Raw genomic sequence first — 18,593 nt, 5'->3', positions numbered from 1 at the left:
GATGAGGAGATGAAGAGCCAGCCGCTGCGGCGGTCGGCGCTGGCGGTGCTCGTGGGGATGGCACTGCTCACGACGGGATGCGCGGCCGAGACTGCGACGCAGCCGACGGAGTCGTCCTCACCACCGTCGGCGACGGCCCCGGCCACCCCCGCCCCCACGACAACTGCGAGCACCGACCCGCAGCCCGACGGCGACTGCGCCGCGGCCCCCGCCGACGCGCCCGCGGGAACCTCGGCCGACCCGTACGCGGTGGGTGACGAGATCGTCACCGGCTGCTTCTCGATCGTCGTCACCGAACTGGATGCCGACGCGACTCACGACGTGCAGTCCACCGACACCGACGCCATCCCCGCCGAGGGGAACGTCTTCGCCGTCGTCAAGGTGATGATCGCCCGTACCGGCGGCGAGCCCGCCGACGTCGCGTCGATCGGCATCCGCTACGCGCCGAACGCCTCGACCTTCGTTTCCGCCGACCCCGACCTGCGCCTGGAGGAGCAGTCCCCTCCGATGGGCACGCTGAGCGCGGGCCAGGCATCCGGGGGAACCCTCGTGTTCGACGCTCCGGCGAGCTCGTCGCCCGCGGTGGTGCTCACGGTCGACGGCGGCGCCGAGATCTGGGTCACTCCGTAAGTCGGGATGCCGTGGCGGAGGCTGGCCGCGGCATCCGCTCCCCTGCCAGACTGGGCGCATGAGCGTGATCGAGAACTCGAAACTGACCGTCGTCGGCGCGGGTGCGGTGGGCTCCAGCGTCGCCTACGCCGCCCTCATCCGAGGCTCCGCGCGCCACGTCGCGCTGTACGACATCGCCGCCGAGAAGACCGAGGCCGAGGTGCTCGACCTCGCGCACGGCGCCCAGTTCACGGGCTCGAGCGACATCATCGGCGGCGCCGACATCTCGGTCGCGAAGGGTTCGCACGTCGTCGTGATCACGGCGGGCGCGAAGCAGCGACCCGGTCAGACGCGGATCGAGCTGGCTGGGGTGAACGCCGGCATCCTCAAGACGATGATGCCCCAGCTTCTGGACGTCGCTCCGGATGCCGTCTTCGTCATCGTCACGAACCCGTGCGACGTGCTGACCGTGCTGGCGCAGGAGTCCACGGGTCTCCCGCCCGAGCGCATCTTCGCGTCGGGCACCGTGCTCGACACGTCGCGTCTGCGGTGGAAGATCGCGCAGCGCGCGGGCGTCTCGATCGCGAGCGTGCACGCGTACATCGTCGGCGAGCACGGCGACACGGAGTTCCCGCTGTGGTCGCACACGACGATCGGCACCGTGCCGATCCTCGACTGGGTGCCGCTCGACGGCCAGCCGAAGTTCACGGTCGAAGAGCTCGACCAGATCGCCGTCGACGTGCGCGACGCCGCCTACAAGGTCATCCAGGGGAAAGGCGCCACGAACTACGCGATCGGCCTGTCGAGCGCGCGCATCGTCGAGGCGATCCTGCAGGACGAGCACGCGGTCATGCCGGTCTCGACCGTGCTCGACGACTTCCACGGCGTGTCCGGCGTCGCCCTGTCTGTTCCGTCGGTCGTGAGCAGCCGGGGCGCGGCGCCGATCCGCGAGACCTCGTTCGCCGCGAACGAGCTGGAGCTGCTGCAGCACTCGGCCGGGGCATTGCGCGAGGTCGCCGACTCGCTGCGCTGACGCGCCGACGGGCCGCTCCCCGCGTCGGAGGAGTGTCGGCCGCCCGACGTACGCTGAGGGAATGGCATCCCGACGACCCGCGACGACGACCGCGTTCCGGTGCACCGAGTGCGGCTGGACGGCATCGAAGTGGGTCGGTCGCTGCGGCGAATGCCAGCAGTGGGGCACCGTCGTCGAGGCCGCGACCCAGACGGGCATCGTGCACAGCGTCACCGCCACCACGCCCGTCCGCGCGGCGCTGCCCATCACGGCGATCGACACGAGCGAGACCCCGCGCCGCACGAGCGGCGTCGGCGAGTTCGACCGTGTGCTCGGCGGCGGCGTCGTGCCGGGAGCGGCCATCCTTCTCTCGGGAGAGCCGGGCGTCGGCAAGTCGACGCTGCTACTCGAAGTCGCCGCGCAGAGTGCACGCGCGGGGCGCCGCGTGCTGTACGCGAGCGCGGAGGAGTCGCTCGGGCAGGTGCGGCTGCGCGCGGAACGCACGGGAGCCCTCCACGACGAGTTGTTCCTCGCGAGCGAGACCGACCTGGCGACGATCCTCGGTCACATCGACGACGTGCGCCCCGAACTGCTCATCGTGGACTCCGTGCAGACCGTGTCGTCGGCGCTGAGCGACGGCGTCGCGGGGCACCCGAGCCAGGTGCGGGAAGTCGCGTCGACCCTCATCCGCATCGCGAAGGAACGCGACCTTCCGGTGATCATCGTGGGCCACGTCACGAAAGACGGCTCGATCGCCGGTCCCCGCATCCTCGAACACCTCGTCGACGTCGTGTGCCACTTCGAGGGCGACCGGCAGACGTCACTGCGGTTCGTCCGCGCACTCAAGAACCGCTTCGGGGCCACCGACGAGGTGGGCTGCTTCGACATGGCGGGCGACGGCATCGCCGAAGTCCCCGATCCGAGCAGCCTCTTCCTCGGCCACGGTTCGCGGCAGCCGGGATCGTGCGTCACGATCGCGCTCGAGGGACGCCGCGCCATTCCCGTCGAGGTCCAGGCACTCACGATCCAGACGCAGGCGCCGAACCCGCGGCGCATCGTGAGCGGCGTCGATTCTGCCCGCGTCGCCATGATCCTCGCCGTCCTCGAAAAGCGCGCGGGCATAGCCGTCTCGACGCACGACGTGTACGTGTCCACCGTCGGCGGCGTGCGCCTCACCGAGCCGGCCGCCGACCTGGCGATCGCGTTGGCCGTGGCATCCGCGGTCCGCGACCGCCCAAACCCGGAGCGACTCGTCGCCGTGGGGGAGCTGAGCCTGTCCGGCGAAGTGCGCGCCGTCACGCAGCATGCGCAGCGCCGCGGCGAGGCCGAACGACTGGGCTACCGGTCGATCGTCGACACGTCGTCCCGCGATCTCGCCGGCGCGCTTCGCGACCTCGCAGGCCTCCACCGCCCTGACGCCGGCGACGTTCCGGGCTTCTAGCGACGCGCATCAGAACCGCGGAGCAGGTAGTGTCTTGGCGTCCGGTCAGGCCGCCGCAGCACGCGGCGTCATGCCGATCTGCGTGACGGCACGAGCCGCGACGAACTCGTCGACCGCGTGCTGCCACGCTCCGAGCACTCCCTCACGGTCGGGATACAGCCACGCGGGCACCACCTCATCCCAGCGCAGCAGCCATCCGAAGCCGAACTCCGGTACGGCCTCGAGCGCCTCGGCGCGTCGCGCGAGAAGGTGCTCCCACGCGGCGTCGAGGTGTGCGCCGAACCGGGTATCCGCGCCGTCGGCCACCGCGGGACCGAGGCCCCCTTCTTCGTCCTTCGCCACGCTCACGTCTCGTCCCTTCCGCATCGCCGCCAGGCCTTCACGCTAACTCATATATGAGACATCGACCGAGATCGTGCACAACCGCCTGCTCGACGCGAAGCGCGGGAAGCGGTCAGGCGTCGAGGGCGGCGATGATGTCGGCCGGGGAGGCCTGCATGGGGTGAGGGCCGGCGAGGTCGAACATCACCGTGGTGATCTCGTCGCCGTGCACGCCCAGGAAGGCACGCAACCACCCCGGCGACTGCAGCGCCACCGCGGGCGGGAGCGCAGCAGGCTTGTGGGCGGCATCACTGAACAGCAGCAGGGCGACGTCGCCGGTCTTCGGATCGCGGTACGTCCACACCTCGCCCGCATCGAGCGGATTGTCGCGCTGGCCCGGCCGCAGGAGCGGAACCACCGTGGGCCCGTGCCGAAGCGCGAACGCGACCGCTGCCATGTCCTGCGTCTGCAGCGCGTCGACGAGCTGCGGATTCCGGAACTCCAGCGGCGGCTTGCCCTTCGCGCTCTTCTTGCCGGCCATGCCACCAGCCTAAGCGCCCGGCCCCGGAGGGCGTCGCCGGCGGGCGGTCTGGAGCGTCCGCCGACGGGCAAAGAGATGGGCCCTCTCGATCCCCCCATTGGGGACTGGGAAACTCGAGAGGGCCCTAGGCTCACCATGGTCAAGATCCGAGTTCGAGATCTCTGGGGTTGATCTCGATGACCGTCGCTGGGGACAACGGGGGCTGACCGAATGGGAGCTAGTACAAGAGTACGCACACCTCTGGGGCCTGGTGTCCACCTTTCGGGGGACAAATGATGAGAATGTCCTCAGAAGCTGTGACCGGTCCCAGCCGCACGGCGACAGCGAAAGGCGCGGCTCGGAGGCGTCAGCGCAGGCGGAACTGACGTTCCTCGGAGTCGATCCCGCCGACGGTCACCAGCAGGTTGTAGTACCCCGCGAGCGCCGCCGGACGATCGTCGTCGCACGACGTGACCGACGAGCGCGTGCGGTCCCACACGAGCGGCTCGGCGCTCGTGACCTTCTTGCCCGGCTCCAGCTGGACGATCAGATCGCTCGGCTCCGTCTGGCAGTCGGTCGACCGCCACCACACATCCGTTCCGCTGGAGATCGTGAACGACTGCGCGGCCGTGCCGACGTTCATCGCGCACGCGAGGTCACCGACGTTCTCGAGCTCGATCGACAGCCGGGGCTTCTCCCCCGCGCCGTACGACGCCTGGTCGGTGACGGCGGTCACCACCACATCGCCCGACGTGCACACCGGGATGGAGGTCGCGGACGGGCTGGGTGACGCCTCCGGTGTGACCTCGGGCGTGGGCTCCGGTGTGGCGTCGGCCGTGGTGGTGGGCGTCGGGCCGGAGGTCGCGGCATCCGGGGTGGAGGGTCGCGGCGAAGGAGCAGCGGTCGCCTCCGGCGTCTCCCACGGTCGCCACAGAGCGAGCGTCACGGCACCGCCGATCACCAGCAGGAGGACGAGGAGCACCGCGAGTCGCCGACGCCGGTACACGGCGGGGGTGGGTCGGCGAGTGCTCACCCGTCCAGGCTAAGCGGCGGCGTCGCGCGCGTCGGGGGGACGCGCCTAGCCGGGCGCACCTACGCGCGGTCGAGGACCTTCAGCATGCGCGTGTTCCCCAGCGTGTTGGGTTTCACGTGTGCGAGGTCGAGGAACTCCGCGACACCCTCGTCGGGACTGCGCAGGAGCTGCGAATACACGTCGGGGTCGACGACCTGCTCGCCGATGGGCTCGAACCCGCGCCGGGAGAAGAACTCGACCTCGAAGGTCAGGCAGAACAGGCGGGACAGCCCGAGGACGCGCGCCTGGTGTTCGAGCTGGGACACGATCGCGCCGCCGACGCCGTGGTGCAGCCAGTCCTCGGCGACGATCAGGGTGCGGATCTCGCCGAGGTCCTCCCACATGACGTGCAGCGCGCCGCAGCCGATCAGGCGCCCGTCGACCTCGGCGACGACGAACTCCTGCACCGACTCGAAGAGGGTCACGAGTTCCTTGCCCAGCAGGATCCGGCGCTGCACCCACGGATCGAGCAGCGTGAGGATGCCACGCACATCGCCCGTGCGCGCGGGACGCACGACGTACGGACGGGCAGCCGGAGCGGCATCCTGCGAGGAAGTCACCGGACCACTGTATTGCCCGCCACGGCTCCCCCGGTGCGATGGGACGGAGCAGGAGGATGCCGCGTGCGCGCTCCCCCTGCCCCGCCCCCTACGCTGGGAGTCTGGAGGAGGGGCCGGCGTGAGTGTGCTGCGTGACTACGCCACGGCAGTGTCGCAGCCGACACTGCCGTTCGACGCGCCCGCCGCGGGATTCGGCGACGCGGGCTTCGGTGCGGCCGGCCTCGGTGGCTCCGGCTTCGATGCGGCCCGTTACGACGAGGTCGTCGACGGCGACGGGGGACTCCGGGCGGGGTGGAAGAGCCTCGCGACGCACGCCCTCGCGCTGACCGGCGACGACCTGCGGCGTGTGGAGGGCGAGATCACCCGCTTCCTCGCCGACGACGGCGTCTCCTACATCCGGGCGGATTCGGGAGCCCAGCCGTGGCAGCTCGACCCGCTGCCGCACGTGATCGATGCCGCCGGATGGGCCCCGCTCGACGTGGGGCTCGCGCAGCGCGCCGAGCTCCTCAACGCCGTGCTCGTCGACCTGTACGGCCCGCAGACGCTGTTGCGCGAGCGCATCGTGCCGGCATCCGTCGTGGTCGGTCACGCCGGGTTCATCCGTCCGATGGGTCGCGCGAGCGCGTTCGACCCGCATCCGCTGCTCCTGTCGGCGACCGACCTCGGTCGCTCGGCCGACGGCGACTGGCACGTGCTCGCCGACCGGGTGCAGGCGCCGTCGGGACTCGGGTACGCGGCAGAGAACCGTCGCGTGCTCTCGCAGGTGCTCCCCGACCTGCATCAGGAGGGCGACCTGCACCGGCTCGAGCCCTACTTCGCCGCCCTCCGGGCCGCGCTGCTCTCCCACACCGACGGCGCGGGCGACGTCACCGATCCGCGCATCGTGATCATGACTCCGGGAAGCCTCTCCGAGACGGCGTTCGATCAGGCGTTCCTGGCCGGCGCGCTGGGCTTCCCGCTCGTGCAGGGCAGCGACCTCGTCGTGCAGGGCGGCTGGGTGTGGATGAAGCCCGCCGGCTGGCCCGCCACGAAACCCACCGAGCGCATCGACGTGATCATTCGGCGAGTGGATGCCGCGTGGTGCGACCCCTTGGAGCTCCGCGCCGATTCCCGCCTGGGCGTCGCGGGCCTCGCCGAGGCGGTGCGTCGCGGCCGGGTGCGCCTGGTCAACGGCCTCGGCGCGGGGGTGCTGGAGAATCCGGGTCTCATGCCCTTCCTTCCCGCGGCGTGCGAGCACCTGCTCGGCGAGCAGCTGCGGCTGCCGTCGGTGCCGACGTGGTGGTGCGGCGATCCCGACGATCGCGCCTTCGTCCGCGCACGGCTCGTCGCGGGAGACCCGACCCTCATCGTGCGCGCGATCGACGAGCCCCGCAAGGCGCTCGCGGGCCGCTCGACCGCGGAGGTCCTCGCGCTTCTCGACGCGACGCCGCACCGCTTCGTCGGTCAGGAGCTGCAGCCGCTCTCGCAGGCACCCGTCTGGTCGTCGCGCACGGCATCCTCCCGCGGAGGCGAGGGTGGCACCGAGACCGGTTCGGCGACGGCGCGCGCGATGAGCCTGCGCGCCTTCACCCTCCGCTACGGCTCGGCCTACCGCCCGCTCGTGGGCGGCCTCGCGACGGTGCGGGAGAGTCCCACGTCGGCTCCCGTGACGAAGGACGTCTGGGTGCTCAAGGCCACCGAGTCGGATGTCGATCAGGGCCTCACCGAGATCACCCCGCTGCCGACGGCGCGCACGGTGCCCGCCCTCGCACCGCGGGCGCTCTCCGACATGTATTGGATCGGACGCTACGCCGAGCGCACCGAAGACCTCCTGCGCCTGCTGCTGGCGACGCAGGCGGAGTTCGACCAGCCGGGAGCGCCCGCCGGTGACGAACGCAGCGCGCGTGTGCTCCTGGCGGCGCTGAACCGCCTGGCCGGCACGCGGTGGGCCGAACCGGAGGCCGAGTTCCGTTCGCTGCTGCTCGACGTGCACCGCCCGGGTTCCGCCGCGCACTCGATCGCCCGCCTCCGCGAGGCGATGGAGAGCGTCCGCGATCAGCTGTCCGGCGACACGTGGCGCGTGTTCTCCAACATCGACCGCGCGACGCGCGCGCTGCACGGCTCGGTCCACGCGCACCGCACGGCGGAGTCGGGTGGGCGCATGCTCGCGGCGATGCTGTCGCTGTACGGCGTCACGGCGAACATGATCCGCGACAGCGGGTGGCACATGATCGAGGCCGGTCGCCACCTCGAGCGCGGACTCCAGCTATGTCAGCTGCTGAGCGTCGGCGCGACGCAGCGCCGCGATCTGCGCGGCGACCGCGAGGTGCTGGAGGCGTTGCTGCTGGCATCCGAGAGCGTCGTCACGTATCGGCGCCGCTACCGTGGCTCCACGCGCACCGCCGACGTGCTCGACCTGCTGCTGCTCGATGGCGACAACCCGCGGTCGCTGCTGTTCTCGCTCGACGAGCTCGGCAGGCACCTCGCGGCCATGCCCGCCTCGACGGGTTCGACCCGCGCCGAGCGCCTCCTGGAACACCTCGTGTCGCAGTTGCGCCAGCTCGACGTCGCGGAGCTGTCCGCGGTCACGGCGGGACGCCGCCCGCACCTCGCCGCGTACCTCGACGATGTCGTCGCCCAGTTGGAACGGCTGTCGGATGCCATCAGCCGGCTGCATTTCGAGAGCGGTCCGCCGGCGGTGTCTCTGTCGGAGCTCGCGCTCGTCGAGCTCATGGAGACGCGGGCATGAGGCGCTATCGCGTGTGGCATCGCACGGCGTACACGTACGCCAAGCCCGTGCAGGACAGCGTCGGTCAGTTCCATCTCGTACCGCGCGACCTTCCGTGGCAGCGCGTCTCGGACGCCGACGTCACCGTCGACCCGCTGCCGGGCGACCTCGCCCCCGACGTCGACTACTTCGGCAACGCGTCGACCTACTTCCATGTCACCGAGCCGCACGCGGCGCTGACCATCGTGGCCTCGAGCGTCGTCGAGGTCGACAAGCCCGAATACGACACCGCAGCGCTCGCGCTGCCGTGGGAGCGGGCACGGCCGCTCGAGCACCCCGAGACGCCGGAGGCGTGGCGCGCGGCGGAGTACGCGCTCGAGTCGCCTCGCGCCCGCCACGATGCGGACGCCGCCGCTTACGGAGCGGTCTCGCTTACTCCCGGGCGCCCGCTGGGCGAGGCGGTCACCGACCTCATGCAGCGGATCTTCCGCGACTTCGACTACGACGCGACCGCCACGACGGTCACGAGCACGGTCGCCGACGCGATGCGCGCCCGCGCCGGGGTGTGTCAGGACTTCGCGCACGTCGCCCTGGCCTGCCTTCGCTCGCACGGCGTCGCCGCGCGATACGTGTCGGGCTACCTCGCGACGCAGCCCCCGCCGGGCAAGGAGCGCGTCTTCGGCGCCGACGCGTCGCACGCGTGGCTCGCGGTCTGGCTCCCGGGCCGAGACGAGTGGCTCGCGATCGACCCCACGAACGACCAGTGGGCCGACGACCGCTACGTCACGGTCGCGTGGGGCCGCGACTACGGCGACGTGTCGCCTGTGAAGGGCATCATCTACACGAAGGCCAAGACCTCGACCCTCCGCGTCTCGGTCGACGTCGCCCCGCTCACCGCGTGACGTCGGCCCGGTCGACCTCGTAGGTGCGGCTCGCGCCGTCGGGCGTGGTGACGACGACGGATGCCATGCCCTCCCCGCCCGGGAACACCCGCAGCTGCAGGCCGTCGGTGTAGTCGTAGTCGGGCCGGTCCACGCGCGCGCCCCAGGGGAGGACGGCGCCGGGCCGGACGTACAGCGGCAGGGAGTCGTATCCGTGGCGCTCGCGCAGCCAGCGGCCGCCCTCGACCGTCTCCCCCGTCAGCAGGCTCGTCCACTCTCCCGCCGGGAGATAGAACTCGACGTCGCCCTCCGCGGAGAACACGGGAGCCACGAGCAGGCTCGGGCCGAGCATGTACTGCCGGTCGAGGTAGGCGACCGCCGGGTCGTCCGGGAACTCGAGCACCAGGGGTCGCATGAGAGGGATGCCGGTCTCGGCGGCATCCAGACCCAGCTGGTACAGGTACGGCATGAGCCGCATCTTCAGGTGCGAGAACCGCCGCGTCACCTCCACCGCCTCCTCGTCGAACGCCCACGGCACGCGGTACGAGTCGGACCCGTGGAAGCGGCTGTGGCTCGACAGGAGACCGAAGGCGGTCCACCGCTTGAAGACCGCCGGGTCGGGTGTGCCCTCGAAGCCGCCGATGTCGTGGCTCCAGTGCGCGAAGCCGCTCATCGCGAGCGACAGACCGCCACGCAGGCTCTCGGCCATGGAGACGAAGGTCGACGTGTTGTCGCCGCCCCAGTGCACGGGCATCGTCTGCCCGCCCGCGGTGGCCGACCGCGCGAACAGCACCGCCTCGCCCGCCCCGCGCTCCTGGACGAGCACGTCGTGGACGGCGCGGTTGTAGAGCTGGGTGTAGAGGTTGTGCATCCGGCCGGGGTCGGCGCCGTCGTGCCAGACCACTTCGGTCGGGATGCGCTCGCCGAAGTCGGTCTTGAAGCAGTCCACGCCCTGCGCGAGGAGCCGCCGGAGGTGACCCTGGTACCAGGCGGTGGCGTCGGGGTTGGTGAAGTCGACGAGCCCCATGCCCGCCTGCCACAGGTCCCACTGCCAGACCGAACCGTCGGCACGGCGCACGAGGAAGCCTCGGCTCGACGCCTCCTCGAACAGCGGCGAGCGCTGCCCGATGTAGGGGTTGATCCACGCCGACACACGCAGTCCTCGCTCGTGCAAGCGCGCGAGCATGCCCTCCGGATCGGGGAAGACCCGCGGATCCCACTCGAAGTCGCACCAGTTGAACTCGCGCATCCAGAAGCAGTCGAAGTGGAACACCGACAGCGGGAGCTCGCGCTCGGCCATGCCCTCGATGAACGACGTGACCGTCGCCTCGTCGTAGTCGGTCGTGAAGGAGGTCGACAGCCAGGGTCCGTACGACCACGCCGGCACGACGGGGGCGCGACCGGTCAGGGCCGTGTAGCGGTGGAGCAGGTCGGCGGCGGTGGGACCGGCGAAGACGAAGTACTCGAGCACCTCGCCCGGCACGGCGAACTGCACCCGTTCGACCGCCTCCGACCCGACCTCGAACGAGACGTGACCGGGGTCGTTGACGAGGAGGCCGTATCCGGCCGACGAGACGTAGAACGGCACGTTCTTGTACGCCTGCTCGCTGGACGTTCCGCCGTCGGCATTCCAGATGTCGACCGACTGACCGTTCTTCACGAGCGGACCGAACCGCTCCCCCAGGCCGTAGATCGTCTCTCCCACGCCGAGGTCGAGCTGCTCGTGGACGAACACCCGCTCATCGGGCACGCCGGTCTCGGCTCGCGCGTTGCCGACGATGCCGTGGTCGACGGCCGCGTCGGCCGCGAGCCGCACATAGCCCTGCGCCTTGTTGCCGCTGCCGGTGACGCGGCGACCGTCGACCTCGAAGGCCAGCGACCAGGGCACCCCGGATGCGATCCGGGCCGCGAGCGTGCCGGTGCGCAGCACGCCGCCGTCGGCACCGATCTCCACGTCGCCGACGCCTCCCGCCACGGCGCCGGGCGTTTCGAAGCCGCCGTGCCGGCGACCGCCCTCGTGGTGGGAGACGCGCACACGGATCACGCCCTCCAGCGGTGAGGACAGCGTGACGGTGAGCACGGGGCGGTTGAGGGTCGCACCGCGGCCGGTGATCACGCCGGTGGGGGCGGTGATCCGGATGCCGGGGCCGTCGGCCGTGGCATCCGTCGGTTCGATGTCGTACGCCTCTTGGGCGTACAGCGCGGTGACTCCGGGGCGCAGCTGCCAGAACCCGTCGGTGAACTTCATTACTTGACTGCTCCTGCCGTGATGCCGCGCGTGAGGGTGCGCTGGAAGATGAGGAAGAAGATGAGCGTGGGGATGATGCCGAGCAGCGCAGAGGCGCTCGTCGTCGTCACGTCCATCAGGCGATCGCCCTGCAGCACGCTGATGGCGACCGGCACCGTCTGGTTGGCGTTGGAGGCGAGGAGGGTCAACGGGATGAGGAACTCGTTCCACGTCCAGATGAAGAAGAAGATGAGCAGCACCGACAGCGTGGGACGGCTGATGGGGAAGACGACCCGCCAGAGGATCTGCCAGCGGGTGGCACCGTCGATCGATGCCGCCTCCAGCACCTCTTTCGGGAACGTGCCGTACACCGCCGAGAGCAGGTAGGTGCCGAACGCCGCCTGCACGACCGTGAAGACGATGATCACCGCCCAGACGCTGTCGTAGAGGCCGACCTCTTTGAACATGTAGTACAGCGGGTAGAGCAGCGCCTCCTGGGGCAGCAGGTTGGCGAGGAGGAACAGCAGCACGATCCACGTGCGTCCGCGCACGCGGCCGATGCCGATCGCGAAGGCGTTGAGCATCGACAGCAGCACCGCGAGCACGGCGACGATCCCCGAGATGAAGATCGAGTTCCAGACCTTCTGGGGGAAGTTGACGCGCTCCCAGAACTTCTGGATGCCGGTGAAGTCCAACGCTTCGGGGAAGGCGAGCGGTCCCGAGTTCGCGTAGTCGACGGGCGACTTGAACGAGTTGACCAGCACGAGGTAGAAGGGCGCCAGCACGAGCAGGGCCCCGAGGGAGACGAGCACCAGCATGAGCCAGTCGATGCCGCGCTTGCGGGTCATGCCGCCGCGGGGGCGGCGCTGCGGCTTCGCGGCGCGGGGGGCCGCGGCATCCGCGATGAGGACGGTGGTGGCAGCCATCACAGACCTGCCCTTTCCTTGCGCTCGAGCGACGACTGCACCCGGATGAAGATGACGGACACGATCACGACGACGATCGTGAGGACGGTGGCGATCGTCGCGCCGTAGCCGACGTTCCGCTTCGTGAAGAACTCCTGGTACGCGTAGTACGCGGGCACGAGGGTCGCGCCGGCGGGGCCGCCGCCGGTGATGACGTAGACCGGGCCGAAGACCTTGAGCGCGGCGATCGTGCAGGTGAGGGTGACGACGAAGATCTCCGGACGGATGATGCTCATCGTGATCGCGGTGAACCGCTGCAGCCAGTTCGCCCCGTCGAGCTCGGCCGCTTCGTACAGCTCGGGGTCGACGCGCTGGAGGGCGGCCATGAACACGACCACCGGGTAGCCGATCTGCACCCACACGAGCACGACCATCAGCACGATGAGCGCAGAGGGCATCTGCCCCAGCCAGTCGACCGGTCCGATGCCGACGAGGGCGAGGATCTGGTTGAGCGCGCCTTCGCCGCCGGGCCGCACGATCCAGCCGATGACGATGCCGGCGACGGCGACGGGGAGGATTTGCGGGAGGTAGTAGGTGGCGCGGAGGAAGCTGCCGAGCTTGCCGCCGAACTTGCGGCCGATCACGTCGAACAGCAGCGCCGCGACGATGAGGCCCACGATCGTCGGGACGACCACCATCGCCAGGACCATCCAGACGGAGTTGCCGAACGAGGTCCAGAAGTCCGCGTCGGTGAGCAGCTTCGTCCAGTTGTCGAGCCCGATGAACTCGGGTTCGCGCACGCCGCGCCACTTCGTGAACGTGAGGTACACGTTCCACACGAGCGGCACGAGCACGATGACGACGAGCAGCACGAGACCGGGCAGGAGGTAGGGCCAGTAGGCGGCGGTCCCTCCCAAACGCTGCGGGATCGACGGCTCCTCGGGCGGCAGCTTCTGCCGCCGCGGGCGCGTGGCGGTGGTCATGGTTCTCCTCGATTGCGGGACGGACGGGCGACGGGTGCGGCGCGGTGAGGGCCGCACCCGTCGCCTCGGTCGGACGTCGACTCAGCGGAAGTCGGCGGTTCCTTCGTCGTACTGGGCACCGAGGTTCGTGTTCGTCGTGGCGACGTCCTGCGAACCGGTGACGAGGCCCTGCAGCTGCTGCACGATCACGTCGTAGAAGCCGGGCGCGGGCCAGTCCGGGTAGAAGGACAGTCCGTCGGCGTCGAGGATGCCGTTGAACACCGTGATGAGCTCCTGGCTCTTCTCGTCGGTGATGTCGGCGGGGTCGGCCGCGACGGGCACACCGCCGTTGTTGCCGATGATCGCCTGGATCTCAGGACGCATGGTGATGTCGATGAACTCGTAAGCGAGTTCCTTGTTGGCGGCGTTCTCGGGCACGACCCACAGGTTGCCCGACGAGCCGAGCGACAGCGTCGCCTCGGGGAAGGCCGTCATCGTCCAGTCGAAGCCGGTCGCCTCGCTCACGAAGCGGCCGTACCACCACGAGCCGGACACGAAGATCGGCGCGGTGCCGTTGATGAAGGACACACCGGCATCCTCTGCCTTCACCGAGGAGACGTCGGAGGCGATGTAGCCCTTCTCGACGTAGTCGGCGAGGGTCTGGCTCGCGTACGTGATCTCCGGCCCCTGCCAGTCGACGGGGTTCTCGTACAGCTGGTAGTCGTTCACGAACTGACGGTCGCCCTGGCTGAGCGCGAGCTGGTACCAGAGCTGCCCGAGCGGGTACTCCGCGCCGGCTTCGGCGAGCGGTGTGATGCCCTTCGCGACGAAGGCGTCGAGCACGGCCACGAACTCGTCGTAGGTCGTGGGAACCTCCAGGCCTGCGTCGGCGAACGCGTCGAGGTTGTAGTACACGCCGACGAACTCGCCGTAGTTGGGGATTCCGTACCAGGTGTCGCCGCCCATGACCCCGTCGTCGGTGTACTTCGCGGTGGTCTGGAGCGACGGGGCGAGCTTGTCGGCCCAGCCGTACTCGTCGACGGCGTCGCTGATGTCGCTGATGAGGCCCGTGCTGGCGAGGAAGCCGGCAGTGGCGTTGCCCTTGTTGAACTCCATGAGGTCGGGCGCAGCGTCGGTGTCGAGCACCTGGCTCGCCGTGGACTGGATCTGCTCGAACGACTTCTCTTCGAACTCGACCGTCGCCCCCGTCTCCTCCTCGAAGACGGAGATGGCCTCGGCCCACGCCTTGCCCATGGCGCTGTCGGCGCCCTCGTAGTGCCAGAGCTTGAGCGTGCCGCCCTCGGTGGTGCCGGGGTCTTCGGTGCTCGTCGTGCAGGCCGAGAGGGCGAGCGCGCCGACGGTGACGACGGCGAGTCCGGCCGCGGCGCGGCGCAGCGCGGGTCCAGGGATTCCGAACCGTGCTGTGTGGTGAGTATTGCGTGCCATCGGTGGCACTCCTTTCTCAGTGACCTTCGTTGGTCGTTCGGTATGCGGATGCTTCGACGAAGGGTGTCGAAGCGCTTCGATGATGCAGATGCAGAAACGCGGTGTTCAGTTGGGCGGACGGTGCGGATCAGCGCCGCGGCGGCGCGATCGACCCGCGATCGAGGTAGGTGGGTGCGATGAGGTGGAGCCCGGCGGAGGGCGGCTCCGCCGTCAGGCTCTGCAGCGCCAGCTCGACCGCGAGGTCGCAGGACGCTTCGGGAATCAGCGGGATGACATCCACCGGCAGGGGAAGCTGCTCGGTGTCGAACGATGCGGCGACGGAGAGAAGCGAAACGTCGGCGGGGACGCTCAGCCCCCGCTCGGCGAGCTCTGCGAGCACGGCGTGGTGCACGTCATCGGCCGCGTGCACGGCGACAGCGGTGACGCCGGCGTCGAGCATCTCACCGACGGCCGCACGTGTGGCGGGGATGTTCGTCGCGCGGTCGCCCGACGTGCGGAACGCGACCCGGGCACCGCGCGCGGTGGCGCGCGCCTCGAACGAGCGGCGGAGGCGCGGTGGGAAGTTGGACTTCTCGTAGGCGACGGCGGGCTGCCCGATGAGACCGAGGTTCGCGTGGCCGGCGTCGACGAGTCGGTCGACCGCGAGGGCCGCTGCGGCCTCGAAGTCGAGGTCGACGCAGACGAGGCCGTCGCGGTCGTCGGGCACACCGATGAAGATCGTGGGCGTGTCGATGGATCGAGCGAGGGGCACGCGCTCGTCGTCCGGGCCGACGTCGAGCACGAGGATGGCGTCGACGAGACCGCTCGAGGCGACCCGCCCCATCCCGGCCGAAGCCTGCTCGTCGGTGAGGAGAAGGATGTCGTAGTCGTGGCGGCGGGCGGCGACGGTCGTCGCGAGCACGAACGACATGTGGGTCGGGGCGTGCGAGTCGGCCCGCAGCGGCTCGGTGAGGGCGAAGATCTGCGTGCGACGGCCCGCGAGCATCCGGGCGCCCGCGTTGGGGCTGTAGCCGAGTTCGCGCACGGCCGCTTCGATCCGACGTCGCGTATCCGGCGCGACGGGCCGCTTGCCGCTGAGCGCGTACGACACGGTGGAGATCGACACACCGGCGGCCTCAGCCACCTGGGTGATGTTCGCCATGTCGACTCCGTCGTCCGTGCTGGTGATGATCGAAGCGCTTCGCGGAAACGCTTCGTCAGCACTCTAGACAGACACCGCCGCCGAGCGCAAGGACTTTGTGGAATCTGGCAACATATCGATATCCGGCGGCAGAAACGACGAAGAGCGGATGCCGCGTGGCATCCGCTCTTCGTGTCGTGCGTCAGATCAGGCGCTGGCCGCGATGTCGGGCGTCGCGGAGATCTCCCCCGCCGCACCGACACCGATCGCGACCTTCTCGCCGCGCGGGCCGTGCTCGAACGTGAACTGTCCGTTCTCCGCGCCCACCTTCACGTGATCGCCGCTGTTGAGCTCGCCGTGGAGGATCTTCTCGCTGAGCTTGTCCTCGACCTCGCGCTGCATGGCACGACGCAGCGGCCGTGCACCCAGCGTCGGGTCGAACCCGATCTCGATGAGACGGTCCTTCGCGGCATCCGACAGCTCCACCGTCATGTCACGGTCGAGCAGGCGCTCGCTCAGCCGCTTCGTGAACAGGCCCACGATCTGGCGGAGCTCGTCCTTGCTCAGCTGCGGGAAGACGATGATGTCGTCGAGACGGTTGAGGAACTCGGGCTTGAAGTGGCGCTTGAGCTCCTCGTCGACCTTGCCCTTCATCCGCTCGTAGCTCGTCTGCGCGTTGCCCTCGACCTGGAACCCGACGGGTCCGCCGGCGATGGCCGAGGAACCGAGGTTGGTCGTCATGATGATGACCGTGTTCTTGAAGTCGACGACGCGCCCCTGACCGTCGGTGAGGCGACCCTCCTCGAGGATCTGGAGGAGCGAGTTGAAGATATCCGGGTGGGCCTTCTCGATCTCATCGAACAAGACGACCGAGAACGGCTTGCGGCGCACCTTCTCGGTGAGCTGGCCGCCCTCTTCGAAGCCGACGAATCCCGGAGGGGCACCGAACAGGCGAGACACGGTGTGCTTCTCGCCGTACTCGCTCATGTCGAGCGAGATCAGCGCACCCTCGTCATCGAACAGGAACTCCGCGAGCGCCTTGGCGAGCTCGGTCTTTCCGACACCCGTGGGGCCGGCGAAGATGAACGAGCCCGACGGACGCTTCGGGTCCTTGAGGCCGGCACGCTGACGACGGATCGTCTTGGACAGCGCCGCGATCGCCTCTTCCTGGCCGATGACGCGCTGGTGCAGCGCCTTCTCCATGAACATGAGACGGCTGGTCTCTTCCTCGGTCAGCTTGAACACCGGGATGCCGGTCGCCTGGGCGAGCACCTCCGCGATCAGACCCTCGTCGACCACCGCGTGCGAGGCGACGTCACCCGAGCGCCACTGCTTCTCGAGACGCAGACGCTCGGCGAGGAGGCTCTTCTCCTCGTCGCGCAGCGATGCGGCCTTCTCGAAGTCCTGGTCTTCGCTCGCGCGCTCCTTGTCCTCGCGGACCTTGGCGATCTTCTCGTCGAACTCGCGCAGCTCCGGCGGGCTGGACAGGATCGACAGACGCAGGCGTGCGCCCGCCTCGTCGATCAGGTCGATCGCCTTGTCGGGCAGGAAGCGGTCGGAGATGTACCGATCCGCGAGGTTGGCCGCGGCGACGATGGCGCCGTCGGTGATCTGCACCTTGTGGTGCGCCTCGTAGCGGTCGCGCAGTCCCTTGAGGATGTTGATCGCGTGCGGGAGCGACGGCTCGGCCACCTGGATGGGCTGGAAGCGGCGCTCGAGCGCGGCATCCTTCTCGAAGTGCTTGCGGTACTCGTCGAGGGTCGTGGCGCCGATCGTCTGGAGTTCACCACGAGCCAGCAGCGGCTTGAGGATCGACGCGGCGTCGATCGCACCCTCCGCGGCGCCGGCACCCACGAGCGTGTGGATCTCGTCGATGAAGACGATGATGTCGCCGCGGGTGCGGATCTCCTTCGTGACCTTCTTCAGACGCTCCTCGAAGTCGCCGCGGTAGCGGGAACCGGCGATGAGCGATCCGAGGTCGAGCGAGTAGACCTGCTTGTCCTTGAGCGTCTCGGGTACATCGCCCTTGACGATCGCCTGCGCGAGACCCTCCACGACGGCGGTCTTGCCGACGCCGGGTTCGCCGATGAGGACGGGGTTGTTCTTCGAGCGGCGCGACAGGATCTGCATCACGCGCTCGATCTCCTTCTCGCGCCCGATGACGGGGTCGAGCTTGTTGTCGCGCGCGGCCTGCGTGAGGTTGCGGCCGAACTGGTCGAGGACAGCCGAACCGCCCTGAGCGGCCGGCTGGTTCTGCTCGCCGGCACCGGCGGACACCCCGGCGGGCTCCTTGCCCTGGTAGCCGCTGAGCAGCTGGATGACCTGCTGCCGCACCTTGTTGAGGTCGGCGCCGAGCTTCACGAGCACCTGGGCGGCGACGCCCTCGCCCTCGCGGATCAGGCCCAGCAGGATGTGCTCCGTGCCGATGTAGTTGTGGCCGAGCTGCAGCGCTTCGCGCAGGGACAGCTCGAGCACCTTCTTGGCGCGCGGGGTGAAGGGGATGTGGCCGGTCGGCTGCTGCTGACCCTGGCCGATGATGTCCTGCACCTGCTCGCGCACGGCATCCAGCGAGATCCCGAGACTCTCGAGCGCCTTCGCTGCGACGCCCTCGCCCTCATGGATCAGGCCCAGCAGGATGTGCTCGGTTCCGATGTAGTTGTGGTTGAGCATCTTCGCCTCTTCCTGGGCGAGCACAACCACACGACGGGCACGGTCCGTGAATCTCTCGAACATCGTCCACTCCTTCACGCGCCGAGTCTTCTGGCGCTTACGAATGACGATAACCACCGCGGGATGCCGGTATGCCCGTG

15 protein-coding genes are annotated in these 18,593 nt (G+C 69.6%); 5 read left to right on the top strand and 10 right to left on the bottom strand.

What is annotated here, in order from left to right; translation table 11 throughout:
- Positions 1-9 precede the first annotated feature (9 nt).
- The 3 genes from P0Y48_13385 (at position 10) to radA (ending at position 3,062) form a co-directional block, all read left to right on the top strand.
- Positions 10-630, top strand: coding sequence for a DUF4352 domain-containing protein (locus tag P0Y48_13385; protein WEK13434.1), 621 nt, complete (start codon positions 10-12; stop codon positions 628-630).
- Between the two features lie 58 nt (positions 631-688).
- Positions 689-1,642 (top strand): L-lactate dehydrogenase, encoded by a 954-nt coding sequence (locus P0Y48_13380; protein ID WEK13433.1) that lies wholly within the window; start codon positions 689-691, stop codon positions 1,640-1,642.
- 61 nt (positions 1,643-1,703) lie between these two features.
- On the top strand, positions 1,704-3,062 hold the full coding sequence (radA, locus tag P0Y48_13375) for a DNA repair protein RadA (protein ID WEK13432.1): 1,359 nt from the start codon (positions 1,704-1,706) through the stop codon (positions 3,060-3,062).
- A gap of 45 nt (positions 3,063-3,107) precedes the next feature.
- Here radA and P0Y48_13370 read toward each other — a convergent pair whose 3' ends face one another.
- The 4 genes from P0Y48_13370 to P0Y48_13355 form a co-directional block, all read right to left on the bottom strand.
- Positions 3,108-3,410: a hypothetical protein gene (locus P0Y48_13370; GenBank protein WEK13431.1), complete on the bottom strand. Its 303-nt coding sequence runs from the start codon at positions 3,408-3,410 to the stop codon at positions 3,108-3,110.
- A gap of 106 nt (positions 3,411-3,516) precedes the next feature.
- Entirely contained in the window at positions 3,517-3,924 is a 408-nt protein-coding gene (locus P0Y48_13365; protein WEK13430.1) for a dehydrogenase, read from the bottom strand.
- Positions 3,925-4,270: 346 nt separating this feature from the next.
- Positions 4,271-4,936, bottom strand: coding sequence for a hypothetical protein (locus P0Y48_13360; protein WEK13429.1), 666 nt, complete (start codon positions 4,934-4,936; stop codon positions 4,271-4,273).
- Positions 4,937-4,995: 59 nt separating this feature from the next.
- Entirely contained in the window at positions 4,996-5,535 is a 540-nt protein-coding gene (locus tag P0Y48_13355; protein ID WEK13428.1) for an amino-acid N-acetyltransferase, read from the bottom strand.
- Between the two features lie 118 nt (positions 5,536-5,653).
- On the opposite strand from P0Y48_13355, the gene P0Y48_13350 reads away from it, so the two are divergent.
- Both P0Y48_13350 and P0Y48_13345 read left to right on the top strand, forming a co-directional pair.
- Positions 5,654-8,263, top strand: coding sequence for a circularly permuted type 2 ATP-grasp protein (locus tag P0Y48_13350; protein ID WEK13427.1), 2,610 nt, complete (start codon positions 5,654-5,656; stop codon positions 8,261-8,263).
- Complete coding sequence (locus P0Y48_13345; protein WEK13426.1) at positions 8,260-9,144, top strand: transglutaminase family protein; 885 nt, start codon at positions 8,260-8,262, stop codon at positions 9,142-9,144. Before P0Y48_13350 ends, P0Y48_13345 begins: the two co-directional genes overlap by 4 nt.
- Here the strand turns inward: P0Y48_13345 and yicI are convergent.
- The 6 genes from yicI to P0Y48_13315 all read right to left on the bottom strand — a co-directional run bounded on the left by yicI (position 9,134) and on the right by P0Y48_13315 (position 18,516).
- Positions 9,134-11,371 (bottom strand): alpha-xylosidase, encoded by a 2,238-nt coding sequence (gene yicI / locus P0Y48_13340; GenBank protein WEK13425.1) that lies wholly within the window; start codon positions 11,369-11,371, stop codon positions 9,134-9,136. The two genes, P0Y48_13345 and yicI, sit on opposite strands and share 11 nt — an antisense overlap.
- Entirely contained in the window at positions 11,371-12,276 is a 906-nt protein-coding gene (locus P0Y48_13335; GenBank protein WEK13424.1) for a carbohydrate ABC transporter permease, read from the bottom strand. Before P0Y48_13335 ends, yicI begins: the two co-directional genes overlap by 1 nt.
- Positions 12,276-13,238, bottom strand: a complete 963-nt coding sequence (locus P0Y48_13330; protein WEK13423.1) for a sugar ABC transporter permease — start codon at positions 13,236-13,238, stop codon at positions 12,276-12,278. Before P0Y48_13330 ends, P0Y48_13335 begins: the two co-directional genes overlap by 1 nt.
- Before the next feature lie 81 nt (positions 13,239-13,319).
- On the bottom strand, positions 13,320-14,663 hold the full coding sequence (locus P0Y48_13325) for an extracellular solute-binding protein (protein WEK13422.1): 1,344 nt from the start codon (positions 14,661-14,663) through the stop codon (positions 13,320-13,322).
- Positions 14,664-14,790: 127 nt separating this feature from the next.
- Positions 14,791-15,804 (bottom strand): LacI family DNA-binding transcriptional regulator, encoded by a 1,014-nt coding sequence (locus P0Y48_13320; protein ID WEK13421.1) that lies wholly within the window; start codon positions 15,802-15,804, stop codon positions 14,791-14,793.
- A 186-nt stretch (positions 15,805-15,990) separates the two neighbouring features.
- Entirely contained in the window at positions 15,991-18,516 is a 2,526-nt protein-coding gene (locus P0Y48_13315) for an ATP-dependent Clp protease ATP-binding subunit (GenBank protein WEK13420.1), read from the bottom strand.
- Positions 18,517-18,593 lie beyond the last annotated feature (77 nt).

The sequence above is a fragment of the Candidatus Microbacterium phytovorans genome, from assembly GCA_029202445.1.
Lineage (GTDB): Bacteria > Actinomycetota > Actinomycetes > Actinomycetales > Microbacteriaceae > Microbacterium > Microbacterium phytovorans.
This window is presented reverse-complemented; position numbering and strand designations above follow the sequence as displayed.